The 17,937-nt window shown below is 43.8% G+C and carries 13 protein-coding genes; 9 read left to right on the forward strand and 4 right to left on the reverse strand.

The genetic code is table 11. The features are described 5' to 3' along the window. The first annotated feature begins 7 nt into the window (after window positions 1-7). The 6 genes from DXD65_RS17785 (at window position 8) to DXD65_RS17810 (ending at window position 10,349) form a co-directional block, all read left to right on the forward strand. Window positions 8-2,365 (forward strand): ABC transporter permease, encoded by a 2,358-nt coding sequence (locus DXD65_RS17785; protein ID WP_117878577.1) that lies wholly within the window; start codon window positions 8-10, stop codon window positions 2,363-2,365. Between the two features lie 37 nt (window positions 2,366-2,402). Then, window positions 2,403-3,077, forward strand: coding sequence for an ABC transporter ATP-binding protein (locus tag DXD65_RS17790; protein ID WP_005837161.1), 675 nt, complete (start codon window positions 2,403-2,405; stop codon window positions 3,075-3,077). 159 nt (window positions 3,078-3,236) lie between these two features. Further along, window positions 3,237-3,524, forward strand: a complete 288-nt coding sequence (locus tag DXD65_RS17795; protein WP_005837162.1) for a RyR domain-containing protein — start codon at window positions 3,237-3,239, stop codon at window positions 3,522-3,524. 24 nt (window positions 3,525-3,548) lie between these two features. Then, on the forward strand, window positions 3,549-3,944 hold the full coding sequence (locus tag DXD65_RS17800; RefSeq protein ID WP_022402415.1) for a hypothetical protein: 396 nt from the start codon (window positions 3,549-3,551) through the stop codon (window positions 3,942-3,944). Window positions 3,945-3,957: 13 nt separating this feature from the next. After that, on the forward strand, window positions 3,958-6,000 hold the full coding sequence (locus DXD65_RS17805) for a hypothetical protein (RefSeq protein WP_117887841.1): 2,043 nt from the start codon (window positions 3,958-3,960) through the stop codon (window positions 5,998-6,000). Further along, window positions 5,997-10,349, forward strand: coding sequence for a hypothetical protein (locus DXD65_RS17810; RefSeq protein WP_117887845.1), 4,353 nt, complete (start codon window positions 5,997-5,999; stop codon window positions 10,347-10,349). Before DXD65_RS17805 ends, DXD65_RS17810 begins: the two co-directional genes overlap by 4 nt. Here DXD65_RS17810 and DXD65_RS17815 read toward each other — a convergent pair. The 3 genes from DXD65_RS17815 to spt all read right to left on the reverse strand — a co-directional run bounded on the left by DXD65_RS17815 (window position 10,327) and on the right by spt (window position 13,450). Next, the gene (locus DXD65_RS17815) at window positions 10,327-11,013 is read right to left on the reverse strand and encodes a hypothetical protein (protein WP_005827835.1); all 687 of its coding nucleotides are present in this window, start codon (window positions 11,011-11,013) and stop codon (window positions 10,327-10,329) included. The genes DXD65_RS17810 and DXD65_RS17815 overlap by 23 nt on opposite strands. A 343-nt stretch (window positions 11,014-11,356) precedes the next feature. After that, window positions 11,357-12,163, reverse strand: a complete 807-nt coding sequence (locus tag DXD65_RS17820; protein ID WP_005827832.1) for a M48 family metallopeptidase — start codon at window positions 12,161-12,163, stop codon at window positions 11,357-11,359. Window positions 12,164-12,262: 99 nt separating this feature from the next. Then, window positions 12,263-13,450, reverse strand: coding sequence for a serine palmitoyltransferase (gene spt, locus DXD65_RS17825; protein ID WP_005837169.1), 1,188 nt, complete (start codon window positions 13,448-13,450; stop codon window positions 12,263-12,265). Between the two features lie 207 nt (window positions 13,451-13,657). Here spt and DXD65_RS17835 point away from each other — a divergent pair, with 207 nt between their 5' ends. The 3 genes from DXD65_RS17835 to DXD65_RS17845 all read left to right on the forward strand — a co-directional run bounded on the left by DXD65_RS17835 (window position 13,658) and on the right by DXD65_RS17845 (window position 16,992). After that, on the forward strand, window positions 13,658-14,701 hold the full coding sequence (locus DXD65_RS17835) for a diacylglycerol/lipid kinase family protein (RefSeq protein ID WP_005827827.1): 1,044 nt from the start codon (window positions 13,658-13,660) through the stop codon (window positions 14,699-14,701). A gap of 131 nt (window positions 14,702-14,832) precedes the next feature. Next, window positions 14,833-16,590, forward strand: coding sequence for an aspartate--tRNA ligase (gene aspS, locus DXD65_RS17840; RefSeq protein ID WP_117887842.1), 1,758 nt, complete (start codon window positions 14,833-14,835; stop codon window positions 16,588-16,590). 21 nt (window positions 16,591-16,611) lie between these two features. Continuing rightward, window positions 16,612-16,992 (forward strand): GtrA family protein, encoded by a 381-nt coding sequence (locus DXD65_RS17845; protein ID WP_005827823.1) that lies wholly within the window; start codon window positions 16,612-16,614, stop codon window positions 16,990-16,992. A gap of 26 nt (window positions 16,993-17,018) precedes the next feature. Here DXD65_RS17845 and DXD65_RS17850 read toward each other — a convergent pair whose 3' ends face one another. Next, entirely contained in the window at window positions 17,019-17,906 is an 888-nt protein-coding gene (locus tag DXD65_RS17850) for a carbon-nitrogen hydrolase (RefSeq protein WP_005827821.1), read from the reverse strand. Window positions 17,907-17,937 lie beyond the last annotated feature (31 nt).

Here is a 17,937-nt window from a genome sequence, read left to right on the forward strand (position 1 = left end):
AAAGATTATGACCATACTTACAATCCTAAAAATAATTACCCGCAGTTGGTGGAGAAACAAAGTTTTCTTCTTCATTTCTATAGTCAGTCTGGCTATAGGGCTAGCATGTACAAACTTGCTGTTCACCTATTATGTACATGATTACAATATAGAGAGTGGCAATCGGGACAAGAACCGTATTTTCTGTCTGCGTCAGGATAATCCGATGCAGGACGGAAGCAAGGTGGCCTATGCTGATGCCAATATTCCCCCTATGCTGAAAGAAAAATATGCAGAAGTGGAAGACTACCTGCGTATCAATTCTCTGGTTCCACAATATTGTAAATATGGAGGGGAGATTTACCACGATATAACCTTTATATCTGCCGATACTACTTTGCAACATTTCTTCCACTATCATCCCATTGCCGGTAGTTTAAAGCAAGTATTGGAACAACCGGGCAAAGTAGCACTCAGTGAAGCTTTTGCACATAAACTGTTTGGAGATAAAAATCCATTAGGAGAATTGCTGGAAATAAAAACCATGACTGATACCCAAAGTTATGAAGTGGCAGCCATATTAAAGTCACGGTCACAATCATTGCTCCAATTCGACATGATTACCGGGAATAACAAAGACTTTTGGGGTGGAATGACGTTTCTGAAACTAATTCCAAATACCGATGCCCAACAGTTTACCGAAAAAATCAACCACGACAAGATTCCCACTTTGATTCCGGAAAAGACACAATATTACGTCGACCCTCTGTCCGACATCTACTTTACTACACCGGACTACGATACACAACAACCTCTGCCGTATATCAATCAAAGTAATGTGCAATTATTGTATATCAGCCTTGCTGCCGCCTTGTTGGTACTTATCATAGCCTGCTGCAACTATACCAACATGAGCCTGAGCCGTGTATTGCAACAGCTCAAAATGATACATGTGGAGAAACTGATGGGAAGCAGCTTGAAGGATATCCGCATCCAACTGTTTGGTGATGCATTCCTCACTGTGCTGCTGGCATTCGGATTATCTTTACTCATCATCAACGACTGTCTGTCTTTTTTCAATGGATTATTTGCATCCCATTTAAACGTACATTTCTTTTTCAGCCTACAGATGCTACCCTTGTTAGTACTCTTTGTACTAGTTATGTCCATTGTCCCTGCCTGGTATATCAGCCATAGACTTTCACAACTCTCATTCAGCGAATACAAGACACTTTACGGAGGTAAAAAGAAACAACGTTTCATAGCTTTGCTGGTCATTCTTCAGTTTTCCATTTCTATAGGGCTGATATTCGCTACTCTCGTTGCCAATGAACAAATCAATCTCATCAAGGAACGGGCCTACTGTTACGAAAATCAGATTGAAATAGGAGATTTCAATGCCGCACCGGCTACAATACTTAAAGAAGAGCTGGAGAAACATGTACAAGGAATAGAGTCCATCGCCCTGTCACAAGGCTCCATATTGAATTCATGGATACGTGAGCTATCCATCAAACAAGCCGACGGTACGGAAAAAAGTTCCTACCTATTAATGCTGTATAGTGATGCCAATCTGGTAAAAACGATGGGATTCAAACTCTTGTCCGGCAACGCTCCCGAACAACTGCAAAAACAATATGCCTATCCTGCACTGGTCAACGAAAGCTATGTCAGAATGCTGATTCCAGCAGGAATAAATGCCATTGGAAAACCTTTGAAAGAATTTGACCAGTCTGCCGATTCTTTATACATCATCGGCGGTGTATTAGAGGACTTCCCGTTCAGTTCATTGGAAAATGAAATTACCCCGGTCATACTTTACCTTCCACCTACAGAGAGAATGTCGGGTGCCAACTATCTGCAGATTAAGCTGATTGAAAGCAATAAACAAGAAACACTACATCAAATAGCCCAAATATGGGAAAAGATGAATGAAGGGGAGATATTTCAATACACAGACATGCACCAAGACTTTATGAAACGCAATGGTAAAGTCTTGTCTCTCTCCAAACTCCTTATCGCCTATTCTCTGATTGGCTTGATATTGACCTGCTTCGGCTTATTCGGCATTTCATGGTATGCCACTCGCCAGCGTATCCGCGAAATCAGCATTCGCAAGATTCATGGAGCAACATCCCGACAAATCGTGCTGTTGCTGAATAAACCATTCTGCCTGCAAATTCTGCTTGCATATATTCTAGCTGTCCCCATTGTCTATTGGCTCATGCACCATTGGCATGAACAGTTTGCCTATAAAGCCCCCTTCACCGTTATGGACTTTCTATTGCCACTATGTATTGTCTGGATAATATCTGCCGTCACAGTGTGTCTGCAAAGTTATTTGCTGAACAAAACAAATCCGATTGACTGCATCAAATCCGAGTAAGAAATAATATATTTATAACCCATAAAAACAAAGCATTATGATTAAGACAGTAAACTTACAGAAGATTTTCAAGACCGAGGAAGTACAGACTCTGGCTTTGAACGACGTAAACATTGAAGTGAAAGAAGGGGAGTTTGTTGCTATCATGGGACCTTCAGGCTGCGGAAAATCCACTTTACTGAATATCCTCGGTCTGTTGGACAATCCTACATCCGGAGAATATTACTTGAATGGGACGGAAGTATCCAAATATACAGAAGCCCAACGTACCAACTTGCGTAAAGGAGTCATCGGCTTTGTATTCCAAAGTTTCAACCTGATTGATGAGCTGAATGTATACGAAAACATCGAACTGCCGCTACTCTACATGGGCATTCCTGCCACCGAACGCAAGCGCCGGGTGGAAACCGCTATGGAGCGTATGGCAATCATGCACCGCAGCAAGCACTTCCCGCAACAATTGTCCGGCGGACAACAGCAACGCGTGGCAATCGCCCGTGCAGTCGTATCAAACCCTAAACTGATACTTGCCGATGAGCCTACCGGTAACCTCGATTCAAAGAACGGAAAAGAGGTAATGGAACTACTGAATGAACTGAATAAGGAAGGCACTACGATTGTCATGGTGACACACTCACAACATGATGCCGGATTTGCCGGACGTATCATCAATCTGTTTGACGGGCAGGTAGTGACGGAAGCTAACTTATAATTCACGCTTCTCCCGATTTATATGCAGGTTGCAATGTTTTTTCCATTGTAATCTGCATGTTTTTTTGGAAATAGCTTTCCTTTTTTTTGTTTCTGTCGTCCGAAATGCCTAATATTGCTACCAATAAACTTTTTACTTCCACATTTTAAATAACAGAAAATGAAAACATACACACCGTCCCCTTTGAACGCAGAAAATATCACTTTACCGGATAATTTGACGGAACTCACAGAAGCCATGGCACGCAATGTGCATGAAGTATGGGCTTTGGGAAGAGTGAAAGAAGGATGGAAATACGGAGAGACACGCAATGATGAATTAAAGACACATCCCGGACTTGTACCATACGAAGAGTTACCGGACTCAGAACGAGAATACGACCGGCAAACAGCCATACAGACACTGAAACTGATTATGAAACTGGGATTCGACATACAGAAGAAATAATAATCCAATATCTATTATAGTACTATGAGGACGAGTGAGAACAAGTATTATCCTATCCGGCACTGGTGGAAATTCGTGATTCCTGCCTTTATCATTCTCTTTCTGGTTGCAGCATTGATTGTGACATGCACTACATTCCAAAACCTTATTCAATTCTTTCCATCGCGTGGAATGACCTACCTGATGACACTCCATGCCATCATTTCCCTTAGCGTATGCATCTGTTTTTTTCTATGTATCAAGAGATTAATAGATGTATTCTCATTGAATCTGGAACAAGAAAGAAACATTCTTGCATCCTTGTATCAGGAAAAAGAAAAACGGGAGATTATCAATAACGATGAGAAAGAAATCAATAAACTGAAAGAGAATATCAGAAAAGAATTGAAACAAGAAACTGAAAAAAAGGAAACTGCCTAATGACAAAACAAATATGAATCTGCTAACAAGACTTTTTGCCCTTCATTTTGACCGCTCTTTTTCCGGAAAAGGATGGAGGCAGCTTGCTTGGCTTTTCGGAGTCATAGTAACTGTTTTCTTATTGATATATCTGGTAAGTTTTGCATTTATCTTTCCTGAGCCGTCTCTTGAAGAATGGACCGGTATTGATAAAGACGTACCTATGGGGCGTTTGCTTCAGTTGATTTGTCTGTTCATCGATCCGGGGAATATTGTGGAAGTACCACCTTATCTGCGTTGGTTCTCTCTATTGGTCGTAGTGCTGGGATTAATTTTGTTCTGCGGATTATTGATATCCGTAATCTCCAATATGCTGGAACGCAGAGTTGAGCGATATCGTGAAGGCGATATCGTTTACCCTTTGCAAAACCACATCGTCATTATCGGTTTTGACAACATGGTCCCCACTCTTATCCAGCAAATTTGCGATGACACACATTATGGGAATTGCCATATTCTGATTCAGAGTACCCAACCGGCACAAGAAATCCGTAGCAAAATCCATACGGAACTGGATGCCAAAAATGAAAAAAGAATTGTGGTGCTGCGTGCCCGGCGCGACTCTATCGAGGAGTTGGAAAAACTCTATACTACCAAAGCGCGCGAAGTATTCCTTATCGGAGAGAGGAACGAACATGACCATGACTCACTGAACATAGACTGCCTGAAAAAGATAGTTGACATTCATAAACGATGCAATAAATGTTCCCTCATACCATTCACCGTTCTTTTCGAATATCAGACTACTTTTGCCGCTTTCCAACTGACCGATTTGTCTGCCGAATGGAGAAAATATATAGAATTCCATCCCTTTAACTTCTACGAGGGCTGGGCCCAAAAGATATTGGTAAGCCGGCAATACGGAAAAGGGGAGAACTGCATTGAATATCCTCCTCTCGACCGTGAGGCAATAACCTACGAAAGCGAAAAACATGTTCATCTTGTTATCATCGGTATGAGCCGTATGGGAGTGGCAATAGGAGTGGAAGCTGCCCATCTGTTGCATTTTCCAAACTTCTGCCGGGACAAGAACATAAAAAGTGTCATTACCTTCATTGATGAAAATGCCGACCGGGAAATGAATTTCTTTTGTGGACGATACCGCCATTATTTCGAGATATCGTCTACCCATTATTACGACATGAGCAAGGACGAAAGGCACGAGAGATTTGTCCTTCCCACCCGTTTTAAAGGAAAAGATGCAGACTTTCTGGATGTGGAATTCGAATTTATCAAAGGCCGTGCGGAAACTCCTGCCATCCAGAACCTAATTAAAGAATGGGTACATGACTCAGGCCAGGTATTGACGATTGCCGTCTGTCTCAATTATCCTCCTCAAAGCATGGCAATGGGATTATATCTGCCGGACGATGTATATGATGAAAACATCCCAGTTTTTGTCCGTCAGGAAACCTCCAGTGCACTGCTCAATATGCTTAACAGTAAAAAGAAAGATGAAGCGATTCATAAATATTCCCATGTTTTTCCTTTTGGAATGCTGGACAACTGTTACGACTTGGACAAAAAAAGCCGGAGGGAGGGACAAATCATCAATTATATATACGATTTCAAGAATAAATATGGAAATGTGCCTCAATCATGCCCACCTGACAATGAGCTGAAAGACTCATGGAACAAACTGTCCGTATCCCTTCAGTGGTCCAATTTGTACAGTGCATATTCCATTAGTCCCAAGCTACGCTCCATAGGCATTACGGATGGTTACGTGAAACTGGACAACGACCAGATAACATTGCTTGCCGAAGTCGAACATAACCGTTGGAACATGGAGAAACTGCTGCTTGGCTTCCGTAAACCCACCGCCGAAGAAGAAGAGTTAATCTATGGCAGCAAGGAAATGGGAGATATCTTCAAAAAGAAACGCTTTGTGCATCCCGATATACGTCCGTATGATGAATTGAAGGAAAGCTCAAAAGCGTATGACAGATGTATCACAGCCGGCATTCCGTTAGTCATAAACAACAACACATGGAAAGTAACCAACACTATATTATGAAAACATACCATGTATTTATAGCCTCTTCGCTGAGTTTTCAGAAAGAAAGGGATTTAATGGAAAAAGTCCTGACGGAAAGAAACAACAGCGAACTCAATATTGTAGTGCACCGGCACGAAAAAAATGGAGACAACGATATAGCTAAAGGCGATACGCAGGAAATCATAAATTCAGAGATAAGGCAATGTGACGTCATCATCTTCTTCGCCGGAAACTGGATACGCTCCAAGACCATCGGAGAGTTTAATGTTGCCATCGAAAATGCATCCAACAAACATATCTATTTCTATCAGAATCCGACATTGGAATACACCCAAGAAGACTGGACAAACACTACTTTATGGAAAGACTTCTATGCGGAATACATGCAAAAGCACCTGGACGACGATACCGTTATCGAGCGGTATGAGAAGCAGTGCAATACGCTGGAGCAGCTAAGGGACGCGTTGGTCAAGGATCGTGAAAGTTTTCTCAATAATCCCTTTTGCGCAATCTCTTGCCATAAGATGGAGTATGATAAAATTATTCCCAACAGCCAAGCCAACCGTCGCAGAGGCAACCTGGACTACTATTTTATCCGTCCGGAAGTAGACAACAAACTTAAAGAGGAGTTTGACAGTACAAACAAGACAATCATCGTCACCGGTCAATCCACTTCGGGAAAGACTATTGCCGTTTGCCGAATGCTGAAAAAGCTCCCTCAGGAATATTCTGTGGTCATTTTGAATGCCGATACGACCAAAGAACAGTTAGAACGGCTTTCTGTATCCCAATTCCAGCATGGCAAAAAGATTCTTCTACTGGACGATTTGCAGCTGTTGTTTTGGAAAGAAGAGAATGAAAAGCCGATACCCATTGACAGAGAATTACTTCGCAAGTTGTCGGAAATCCTTCACATCGGCAATCCGGACTTCAAGGTTATTGCCACTACAAGCTATAGCTTCAAGGAAGTGAAATCCATGCTTACTTTCAATGAAATGGTTCCTCCGGCCATAGTCGAAGTGGGCATCAAACCTTTATCCTTCAAGAAAATAAATGAATATGCCCGCGAGCTCAGGACATACGGCTATCTTAAACTCCGACCCGAAGCCGGCATGACTATCGGTTCCTTGTTTTTCGACATAGACAGAATCAAGACCAGATATAACAACCAGTTCCAGAACAGTAATTTAAGCAACCTGCAGAAATCCATGCTTCGACAACTCTGCCACGCCATAAAATGTTTGTGGATGTGGAAAAAGAGAAGCCGCAATAAAATAGACCTATTGCTCGATTTCCTCAAATTCACCTATGAGAACAGTTACGAAAAGGCCGACAGAAGCACCATCTGTGAATTGGCAGGCAAAGTAGATGATTTGATTTATTATCAGGACATTGAAAAGGACACATTTGAAGTTGAAGACATCATAGTAACCCAGGTTTTCCAGTACTATAGCAGTGAACCGTCCGATGACCTACTGGCTACTGAAAAGAAAGCCATAAAGGGCATATTCCGCTATATCTACTACAAAGACAGACCGAACTTTTTCAAAAATACAACCAAGATTCTGCATCGGGTGAAAAACTGTTCGGTAAATGCCCCCGAACTCCAACAGTATATCATCAATGATGTTGTAAGCCGCATTTATAAAAACGAACAAACGCTATATACAAGCAAGGAACTGGGAACAAACCCGGAAGGCGTTTCCATTGATTGGGTGGACGCCTATATTGGCAATATAGCCAATTTTGCTCCTACCAATGCAGAGGCCATCCATATTTGGAAATTAACAAAAAAATATAATAGGAGAGAGCTGAATGTGCTGCGGTGGCTTTTGCCCAGACTGCAGACACAACAAGATAAGGACATTGTACACAAGGATTTGCTCAATGAACAAGGGCAAATGCAAGACAAGTATATAGAAAACTCGTATATTGAATTTCAGACAGAATTGGTACGGTTCCTCGACATGGACGAAGCCAAAGAAATATACCTCAACGCTTCCTTTATATACGAAGCTTCCCCAAGTGCCGATGATGACGACATAGATGATTTCTTCTCTGATTCTGCAGAGAGCACCCATGGGCAGGAAAGCAACAATGAGACTTATCTGACAGAACTGAAAGAGAAAAGAATACGTAATTTCGCCAGGCAGCTTATGCATAAAGCACAGACTCTGGCTGACATACACGACATCAAGAACTTCTTGCAGAAGAATGATAAAGGGGTAGTTCCCCACGACGATGCAGTCTTTTTCTTCAACTTTATTGCTCCCTACACCTGGCTGGAAGTTTTCAAAAGATTCAGCCAGCCGGAAAAGCTGGTTGCATTCTTCAACGAACTGACAGAACTGTCTGTCGACAAAAAAGAGGATACCAGTATGTTCCTGAACAAGACCGAAGTGTTGAATGGAGCACTCGAAAACATACCGTCCTCTTATGCCTATGATTTATGGAACCGTATGGGGAATAACTGTGATGGCTACTCATTGAACTTTATGCTCCAAAAGGCTAAAAATTTTGAGCAAGCCAAAGGAATCTTCAACACTTTTATGGAAAGGTTGGAGCAGCAAGAAGAAGAAAACAAGACCAAACTGAAAGTGGGTGAAATCTACCTGAACGACTTATTGGATACGACCTCCACTTATAGCGGGATTAAGGAATGCGAGGAACTGTTCCATAAATACCATTTACTGGAAGCAGACCAGTCTTTACTGGATTACCCGAGCCAGCACACACAAGGTATCCTATACCAACGCATGACCCTAAAGGAAATCAAGGCACATATGAAGAGACATCGTCCCCAAAACGGCGATGAATCTCGAAATATAAGAACAATCGTACAATTCATTCTGAAAATATCAAATTATGAAGAGGCGTATCAGGCACTGTTCGGAGAAACTCCCGATTGTATTACTCCGGAAGAACAACAGATTTTGAATCATTCGCCCTACGTTGTCTCCGAAATGTTCAATAAGGTAAAGACTCCGGAAGAAGGAGGAGTCGCAAGGGATTTCTTCGAGAACCGGCTGGACAAGTCACTGCTCAATCATCCTGATGCCAATATCTTGAATATCATTATCAATAACCGGTTCATATATCCCTATTATGAACAAAAAGTGGACATGATAAAGCGGATGTCCGAAAAATACACCGTACAACAGAACAGTTATACACATAAACATTTACTCTATCACCTGACCAACCACACCCAAGATTCACTTCCTCCGGAAGAAATACAACTGATTATAAATGAGGAAATAATGAAAAGCCTGGATGCGCCAAAGGATGTATTGAAGCAAATGCTTATCCAGCGATACTATGCCGGAAGAGCACAAGACAACGTTCCGCAGCCTTTTCCCATTTATACATCGGAAGGGTGGAAAATTAAAGAAAGCACTATTCTGGAATATGTGTATTGTCTGCTGGACGTGGGCGTATATGATGGAGGAATTATCTTCTGTTGCATGAAGGCATTGCTCCGTCAGAATGATAAGGAAAACGCCCAACGGCTGCAAGAGCAAGCAATCAATAAAAAGGTTTTTATCAATTACGATTCATATTGTATGTTGAAAAAGTTAGGAGCCGTCATTCCCAAACCCTACCTATTTGTCGAACATTATCCAATTATGAAGGACATATGCTATCAAATGCGGGAACGCGGCATGACCTTCGAAGAAGCCGAAAGCCGTATAAAAGAGATGGAAGATGATTTACATATTTCCATTGCACGCACACAAATCTACTGGAACAATGTCATCAGCCGCATGGCCAACAACAGAACAAACAAAAAACTGGTGCTTCAGAATACTCTGAAATTCATCGATGAACACCATGTGCCGATGAGTCCGGAAATATATTACTCCCTTTTACACACAATCACTTCCATTGAAGACTATACAAAAGTCAAAGGTTTATATAAAGGCGAATTGAATATAGGACATATCTTCGTACTTCTAAAGAAGATTCCAGAATTTGCCAAATATAGAATTGCCGAATGGGCATTTGTCGCCTGCTTGCGTCAGGAGTTTGATGAATGGTATGACATTCTATGTTCCATCAGTGAGAAAGAGCAGGAGAAAAGAATTAAAATCATGTTACAGTCCGAGCGCTACAAGCAACTGCAAGTCATCACCCCCAAAGGGTATCTTAACCAGACTTTCTTGTTCTGGTGGACTATCCGCTACGCCGTCTCAGAGACTGAAGAGCAACGGAAGGCAGAATTGGATACCCTTGTCACAATGATACCCAACCCCTTTGTACCTCAGTATCCGAAAATGATAGAGAAGTTCTTTATACCTTATCCGCAAGACTTGCTTGAAATCATTCGAGAATATATAGGCCGGATTATTTCATCCGAGCCGCAATAGCCAGCAATACCCCGAGCACCACACCCAATATCGCTGCAAACAGCACCCGCATTTCTCCCGGCAGGAGGAATGTGATGGTGTGTGCCGGATACCAGAAGAAAGGAATTGTTTTCTTGAAGACAAAATTCCATTGTGCATCCCAATTCAGATGCGTAATGATGCGGGTCATCGGGATAGGAGTGAGGAGGCTGCGAGGCGAACCGCCACAATCCAGGATATGCGTATCCGTAATCTTATGGAATGTCATGAATACCGGAGCGAAAATGGTATTCATAGCAACTGAAATGGCGAGGGCTATCCATAATTTGTCCAGGCAGAATTCTCCGTTTATAATGGCGGCGGCATTTGCCATTCCCATATATTCCATAAATTGCGGCACACCTTTGGAGAAGATTATCATGGCCGCATTGATACCCATTCCCAGCAGTCCCCACACTACGGCACGCGGCAGTACGCCAAATCCTTTTCGGTTATAGACTCCGGCACTGATACGAAGTCCCAGCATCTCACCCAGTGTAGCAAGAATTCCGAATTTAACGAAACTCATTACCATGCCATGTGCAGCGTTGAAAGACTTATACCAATTGTAGATGGATTCACTCACAAAGAATGGCAGGAATATTATCACCAGAACAAAAATAAAGAGGAAGTCTTGTTTTTTCATACAAAAGTCATGTTTTTCATAAATAATGTGGCAAACATACTAAAATTATTCTAATTTAAAAGCAAATAAGTAAATAAAAGAAGTTTTACCAAACAGAACAAAGTGTTTCCCTTAACCGAACAGTGTGTTTCATTAAAGAGAACACTTCGTTTCCCTTAAAAGAACAGTTTGTTTCCTATAAGAAAACACTTTGTTTTCTATAGCTAAAACAAAGTGTTCAGCACTGTGAACTAACGAACTATCCCATTAGCTTCCTCAGAAGCCCATATCATAGTCTCGGCACAAAAAAAGTGGGATTCAGAGAAACCTCTGATCCCACTTCATCATAGTAAGCAACGGATAGTTATTTCTTATCCTTCATATATTCATCCGCTTTCTCCTTGGCACGTGCCACGCGCTTGGCTGTATCCGGATGAGAAGAGAACATCTTCTGGAACTTGGATTCCTTCGGTGCCTCCGCTGAAAGTTCAAGCAATTTGTTCAAAGCATTGTACATGGCATACGGATCGAGATTATTCTTGATGCAGAATTCAAAGCCGTAATCATCCGCTTCCGTCTCCTGCTTCTGGGAGTATTGAGCACCTGCCAATGCCTCGGCCATGGCACCCAGTTCAGAATCACTCAATTTGGATACCGTAGAACTTGCCGCACCGGCAGCATTCTTCACAGCCGAACGAAGGTAAGCATTCTTCATCGCATCTTTGGAATCCGTATGGATGACGTGACCTATCTCGTGGCCGACAACTGCCATCACTTCATCATCCGTCATGATGTCCATCAGTCCGGCACAGATGCGTACACTACCATCACCGCACGCAAAGGCATTCACATCTATTACTTCATAAACACCGAAGTTCACCTTCAAGCCGTCCACTTCCTTGATATTTCCGGTCAGCTTCTCCAGGCGCTTGCCGTAATCCGTATCGGGCTTTGTCAGCGGATTGTGCGTATCCATCCATTCCATATATTCCTTGCTCATCGCTGCAATGTCAGCATCGGACAATGAAATGGCCTTGACGGCATCTGTACCAGCTTGGACAACTTTGTTCACATTGATTTTCTTTCCACCGATTTTGAACTGCGCATAGGCAGTGGTGGTACAACTCATTCCACATACTACAGCAGTAATGATGAAGAAGTTCTTTTTCATGTACTTTACGATTTAATTTTAATCCTACTTCGCTTTGTCTATAAAAAAAACCGCCTAATCATTATTAAACGGTTTTCCGAATATCTGTTTAAATCAAGTTTACTTGATGATACCCAATTCCTTGAAACATTTAGTCAATTTTTCTACAGCATAATCCACTTGTTCGACCGTATGGGTAGCCATCAACGCTACACGCACCAGTGTATCTTGTGGAGCACATGCAGGTGGAATAACGGGGTTGATGAAGATACCTTCGTCAAAAGCCAGCTTCGTTACTATAAATGTCTTCTCTGTATCACGCACATAGAGAGGAATGATAGGAGATTCTGTCTCACCGATTTCGAAGCCTGCATCGCGGAACTTCTTCAAGGCATAGTTAGTGATGTCCCACAGACGTTGGATGCGTTCAGGTTCGGACTTGATGATGTGAAGCGCCTCGCGGGCTGCAGCCGTAGCAGCAGGTGTGCTACTTGCCTGGAATATATAGGAACGGGCATTGTGGCGCAGCCAATTGATTACCGCCTTGTCTCCAGCAACAAAACCACCGATGGAAGCCAATGACTTGCTGAATGTACCCATAATCAGGTCTACATCTTCGGTAACACCGAAATGGTCGCACACACCACGGCCTTGTTTTCCGAATACACCCAAGCCGTGAGCTTCGTCCACGTAAATGCTGGCATTGTATTTCTTCTTCAGGCGGACAATTTCGGGCAGATTGGCCAAGTCACCTTCCATGGAAAATACTCCATCCACAACAATCAGCTTTACAGCATCCGGTTCGCATTTCTGGAGTTCTTTTTCCAAAGCCTCCATATCGTTATGCTTGTACTTCAACTGAGTGGCAAATGCAAGACGGCGGCCATCTACAATGGAAGCGTGGTCACGGTCATCACAAATAATATAATCCCCACGGCCTACAACGGCAGGAATAATACCTTCGTTTACAGTAAATCCGGTAGAAAAACAGAGTGCTTCATCTTTTCCTACGAATTCAGCCAATTCCTTCTCCAGTTCAACATGTATATCGAGTGTTCCGTTCAGAAAGCGGGAACCTGCACAACCGGTGCCATATTTTTCTGTGGCAGCTATCGAGGCATCAATGATACGCTTGTCATATGTCAGTCCCATATATGCATTAGAGCCGAACATCAGAACCTTTTTACCATCCATCATTACCTCTGTATCCTGATGGCTGTTAATTGTGCGGAAATAAGGATATACGCCTTTTGCCATAAACTGCTGCGGCAGGTCGTATTTCGCAAATTTGTCTTGTAGTAAACCCATGAAATATCTTTTATATAATGAATATTTAATTCTATTAAATACAAGTCTTAAAAAACAGGGGGCAAAGATAGCAAAATATGTCGGTATATGTTCTATTTACATTAAAAAAACTACTTATACTTATTTTAAAAAGAATTATGTGGTTAATTTTTCAGATATTTATATTACTTTTGCCAGTTGGAAAACCTGCATAGCAACAACCCTTGCATGAACGAAAACAAGAAGAAAATAGCATTCATCATAAACCCCATATCCGGCACTCAGAGTAAGGAGCAGATACTGAAGTGGCTCGATGAAAAGCTGGATAAGGAAAGGTATGCACAAGAAGTGATTTATACCGAACGGGCAGGCCATGCCGTAGAGATAGCGGCACAGAAGGCACAAGAAGATGCACATGCCGTCATCGCCATAGGAGGAGACGGCACCATCAATGAGATAGCTCGCTCACTGGTACATACAAAAACCGCTTTGGGCATCATTCCCTGCGGTTCCGGCAACGGACTTGCCCGCCATCTGCAGATTCCGATGGAGCCGAAAAAGGCCATCGACATCATCAATGACGGACTGATAGACATCATTGACTACGGAAAAATCAACGATGTGCCTTTCTTCTGCACCTGCGGCGTGGGATTCGACGCATTTGTAAGCCTGCAATTCTCCAAGGCGGGAAGGAGAGGACCACTCACTTATCTGGAAAAGACTCTGCTCGAAAGCCTGAAGTACCGTCCGGAAACCTATGAACTGGAAATGGACGGCAGCACCCTGCGATACAAGGCGTTCCTAATAGCCTGCGGAAACGCATCGCAATATGGAAACAATGCGTATATTGCCCCACAAGCCACCTTGAACGACGGACTGCTGGACGTCACCATACTCGAGCCGTTCACTGTGCTCGATGTACCGTCGCTCTCTTTCCAGCTCTTCAACAAGACCATTGACCAGAACAGCCGGATTAAGACGTTCCGTTGCCAGACACTCCGTATTCACCGTTCTAAACCGGGGGTAGTCCACTTTGACGGCGACCCGATGATGATGGGAGAGAATGTAGATGTAAAGATTATGAAGAAAGGACTGCAGGTCATTGTTCCCCGGGATGCGGAAAAAGACACTTCGAATGTCTTGCAGCGGGCACAAGACTATATCAACGGACTGAAACAAATTAATGATGCTTTTGTGGAAGACATCGCCCATAAAAACAAGATGATACTGGATAAAGGCAAAAGGCAATTCAAGAAACTGACAAAAATGTAATGTTGTAAAAAAGGTACTAAAGGAGTTTCTGAAAATAACTTTCCCCTTTTGATGCGTCATATAATATGTTTTATGTATTTTTGCAAAGCCAAAATAGTAAATAAGTAAATCGTCAAACAGTAAATAAAAAGATGTATAGATCACACACCTGCGGAGAACTCCGTATCTCCGATGTTAACAAGCAAGTGACGCTGGCAGGTTGGGTACAGCGCAGCCGTAAGATGGGAGGCATGACTTTCATTGACCTCCGCGACCGTTACGGAATTACCCAATTAGTGTTCAACGAAGAGGTGAATGCCGAACTTTGCGAGCGTGCCAACCGCTTGGGCCGTGAATTCGTAATCCAGGTTAAAGGTACCGTAAACGAACGTTTCAGTAAAAACCAGCATATCCCGACGGGAGACATTGAAATCATCGTATCGGAACTGGATGTTCTGAACTCATCGCTGACCCCTCCCTTCACCATCGAGGAAAATACGGACGGTGGCGACGATATCCGCATGAAGTACCGTTATCTAGACCTGCGCCGTGCCAATGTACGCAGCAATCTGGAGCTTCGCCATAAAATGACAATTGAAGTACGCAAATACCTGGACAGCCAGGGATTCATCGAAGTGGAAACTCCGATTCTGGTAGGCTCCACACCCGAAGGTGCACGCGATTTCGTCGTTCCTTCACGCATGAACCCGGGACAATTCTATGCCTTACCTCAAAGCCCGCAGACACTGAAACAGTTGTTGATGGTTTCCGGTTTCGACCGTTACTTCCAGATAGCCAAATGCTTCCGTGACGAAGACCTGCGTGCCGACCGCCAGCCGGAATTCACACAGATTGACTGCGAAATGTCTTTTGTGGAGCAGGATGACGTCATCAACCTCTTCGAAGGCATGGCCAAATATCTGTTCAAGGAAATCCGTGGCGTAGAGATGAACGAGCCGTTCATGCGCATGCCATGGGCAGACGCCATGAAATATTACGGCAGCGACAAGCCCGACCTCCGTTTCGGCATGAAGTTCGTGGAACTGATGGACATCATGAAGGGACACGGATTCCCGGTATTCGACAATGCCGCCTACATCGGCGGTATCTGCGCAGAAGGCGCCGCACACTATACCCGCAAACAGCTGGATGTACTGACCGAATTCGTGAAAAGACCGCAAATCGGTGCCAAAGGTATGGTATACGCGCGCGTAGAGGCAGACGGCAACGTAAAATCAAGTGTCGACAAGTTCTATGCGCAGGAAGTATTGCAGGAGATGAAGGCTGCTTTCAACGCCAAGCCGGGTGACCTGATTCTGATTCTGAGCGGTGACGACGCCATGAAGACCCGCAAGCAACTGAACGAGTTGCGCCTTGAAATGGGTAACCAACTGGGATTGCGCGACAAGAATAAGTTCGTCTGTCTTTGGGTGGTTGACTTCCCGATGTTTGAGTGGAGCGATGAAGAAGGCCGCCTGATGGCTATGCACCACCCGTTCACTCATCCGAAAGACGAAGATATTCCTTTGCTGGATACAGACCCGGCAGCTGTCCGTGCAGATGCATACGACATGGTGTGCAACGGTATTGAAGTGGGTGGAGGTTCCATCCGTATCCACGATGCACAGTTGCAGGCCAAAATGTTCGAGATTCTCGGATTCACTCCCGAGAAGGCTCAGGAGCAGTTCGGCTTCCTGATGAATGCCTTCAAATACGGTGCACCTCCTCACGGTGGTCTGGCATACGGTCTGGACCGTTGGGTCAGCATCTTCGCAGGTCTCGACAGTATCCGCGACTGCATTGCATTCCCCAAAAACAACAGTGGACGCGATGTAATGCTGGATGCACCTTCGGCTATTGACCAGAAGCAGCTGGATGAACTGAATCTGATTGTTGAAGTGAAAGAGTAAAAGCAGGTACGGAGTAGGAGAGTGAAAGAGTCTGCACGCATTTTTCGTTTTGCGGTAATCGGCACGCTGAATGCCTTGATTATGGCTGTTACCGTTTGGGTAATGATGGACGAACTGGACATCAACTATATGCTCTCCAATGTAACCGCATATATACTTGCACAGATACACAACTTCATCTGGTGCAAGTACTGGATATTCCCTACAGAAAAAAAGAGCAACACTTGGCGACAAGTGCTGCTCTTTTCCATAGCTTTCGGAATGGCTTACGGAGCGCAATTCCTTTTCCTCATAGGGCTGGTGGAGGGACTGGACTGCAATGAATACCTTGCCCAGTTCCTGGGATTATTCATCTACGGAAGTGTCAATTTCCTGATGAACAAACGGGTGACATTCCGTTAGTTCTCCCCCAGAGATCCCCGTCGTTATCAGTCAAGAAATCGTTTTGTCAATCCGGCATAGGCATCAATTCTGCGGTCGCGCAGGAAAGGCCACCAACGGCGTACATTTTCCGAGCGTTCCAAGTCCACCTCTACAACGATATTTTCCGGCCGTTCGTTTCCTGCTTGGGCCAGGAACTCGCCTTGCGGTCCGGCCACAAAACTATTTCCCCAAAACAAGATACCATTGGTCTGCATGGAAGGATCCGGCTCATGTCCCACACGGTTCACTGAAACAACCGGCAAGCCGTTGGCCACAGCATGTCCACGCTGGGAGATAATCCAAGCATTGAGCTGACGCGCCTTTTCATCATCCGTATCACTGCTTTCCCAACCGATAGCCGTAGGATATATTAGTATTTCAGCTCCCTTCAGCGCCATCAGACGTGCTGCTTCCGGATACCATTGGTCCCAGCACACCAAAACTCCCAATTTGCCCAAAGATGTCTGAATAGGTTCGAAGCCTATATCACCGGGAGTAAAATAGAATTTCTCATAATAGGCGGGGTCATCAGGAATATGCATCTTCCGGTATTTCCCGGCAATGCTGCCGTCACGTTCAAAAACAACCGCTGTGTTATGATACAATCCGGGAGCGCGTTTCTCGAAGAGAGAAGTGACCAGCACAATATCGTTGGCAGCAGCCAACTCTGAATAGAATCCCGTAGAAGGACCGGGAATCGGTTCTGCCAAGTCGAACAACTGCGTGTTTTCCGTCTGACAGAAATACAGAGAGTTATGCAGCTCCTGCAAAACAACCAATTGAGCCCCATGCGCCGCACATGCCTCTATACTTTTGGCCAAATTCATTAAATTAGTCCTGAGGTCCTTGGTATTGGCCTGCTGGATAATACCTACTTTTATTTTTCTTGTCATCTTATTCTATGGTTTATTGTTTTACTATGTA

Source organism: Bacteroides sp. 4_1_36 (assembly GCF_003466325.1).
Classification (GTDB): domain Bacteria; phylum Bacteroidota; class Bacteroidia; order Bacteroidales; family Bacteroidaceae; genus Bacteroides; species Bacteroides uniformis.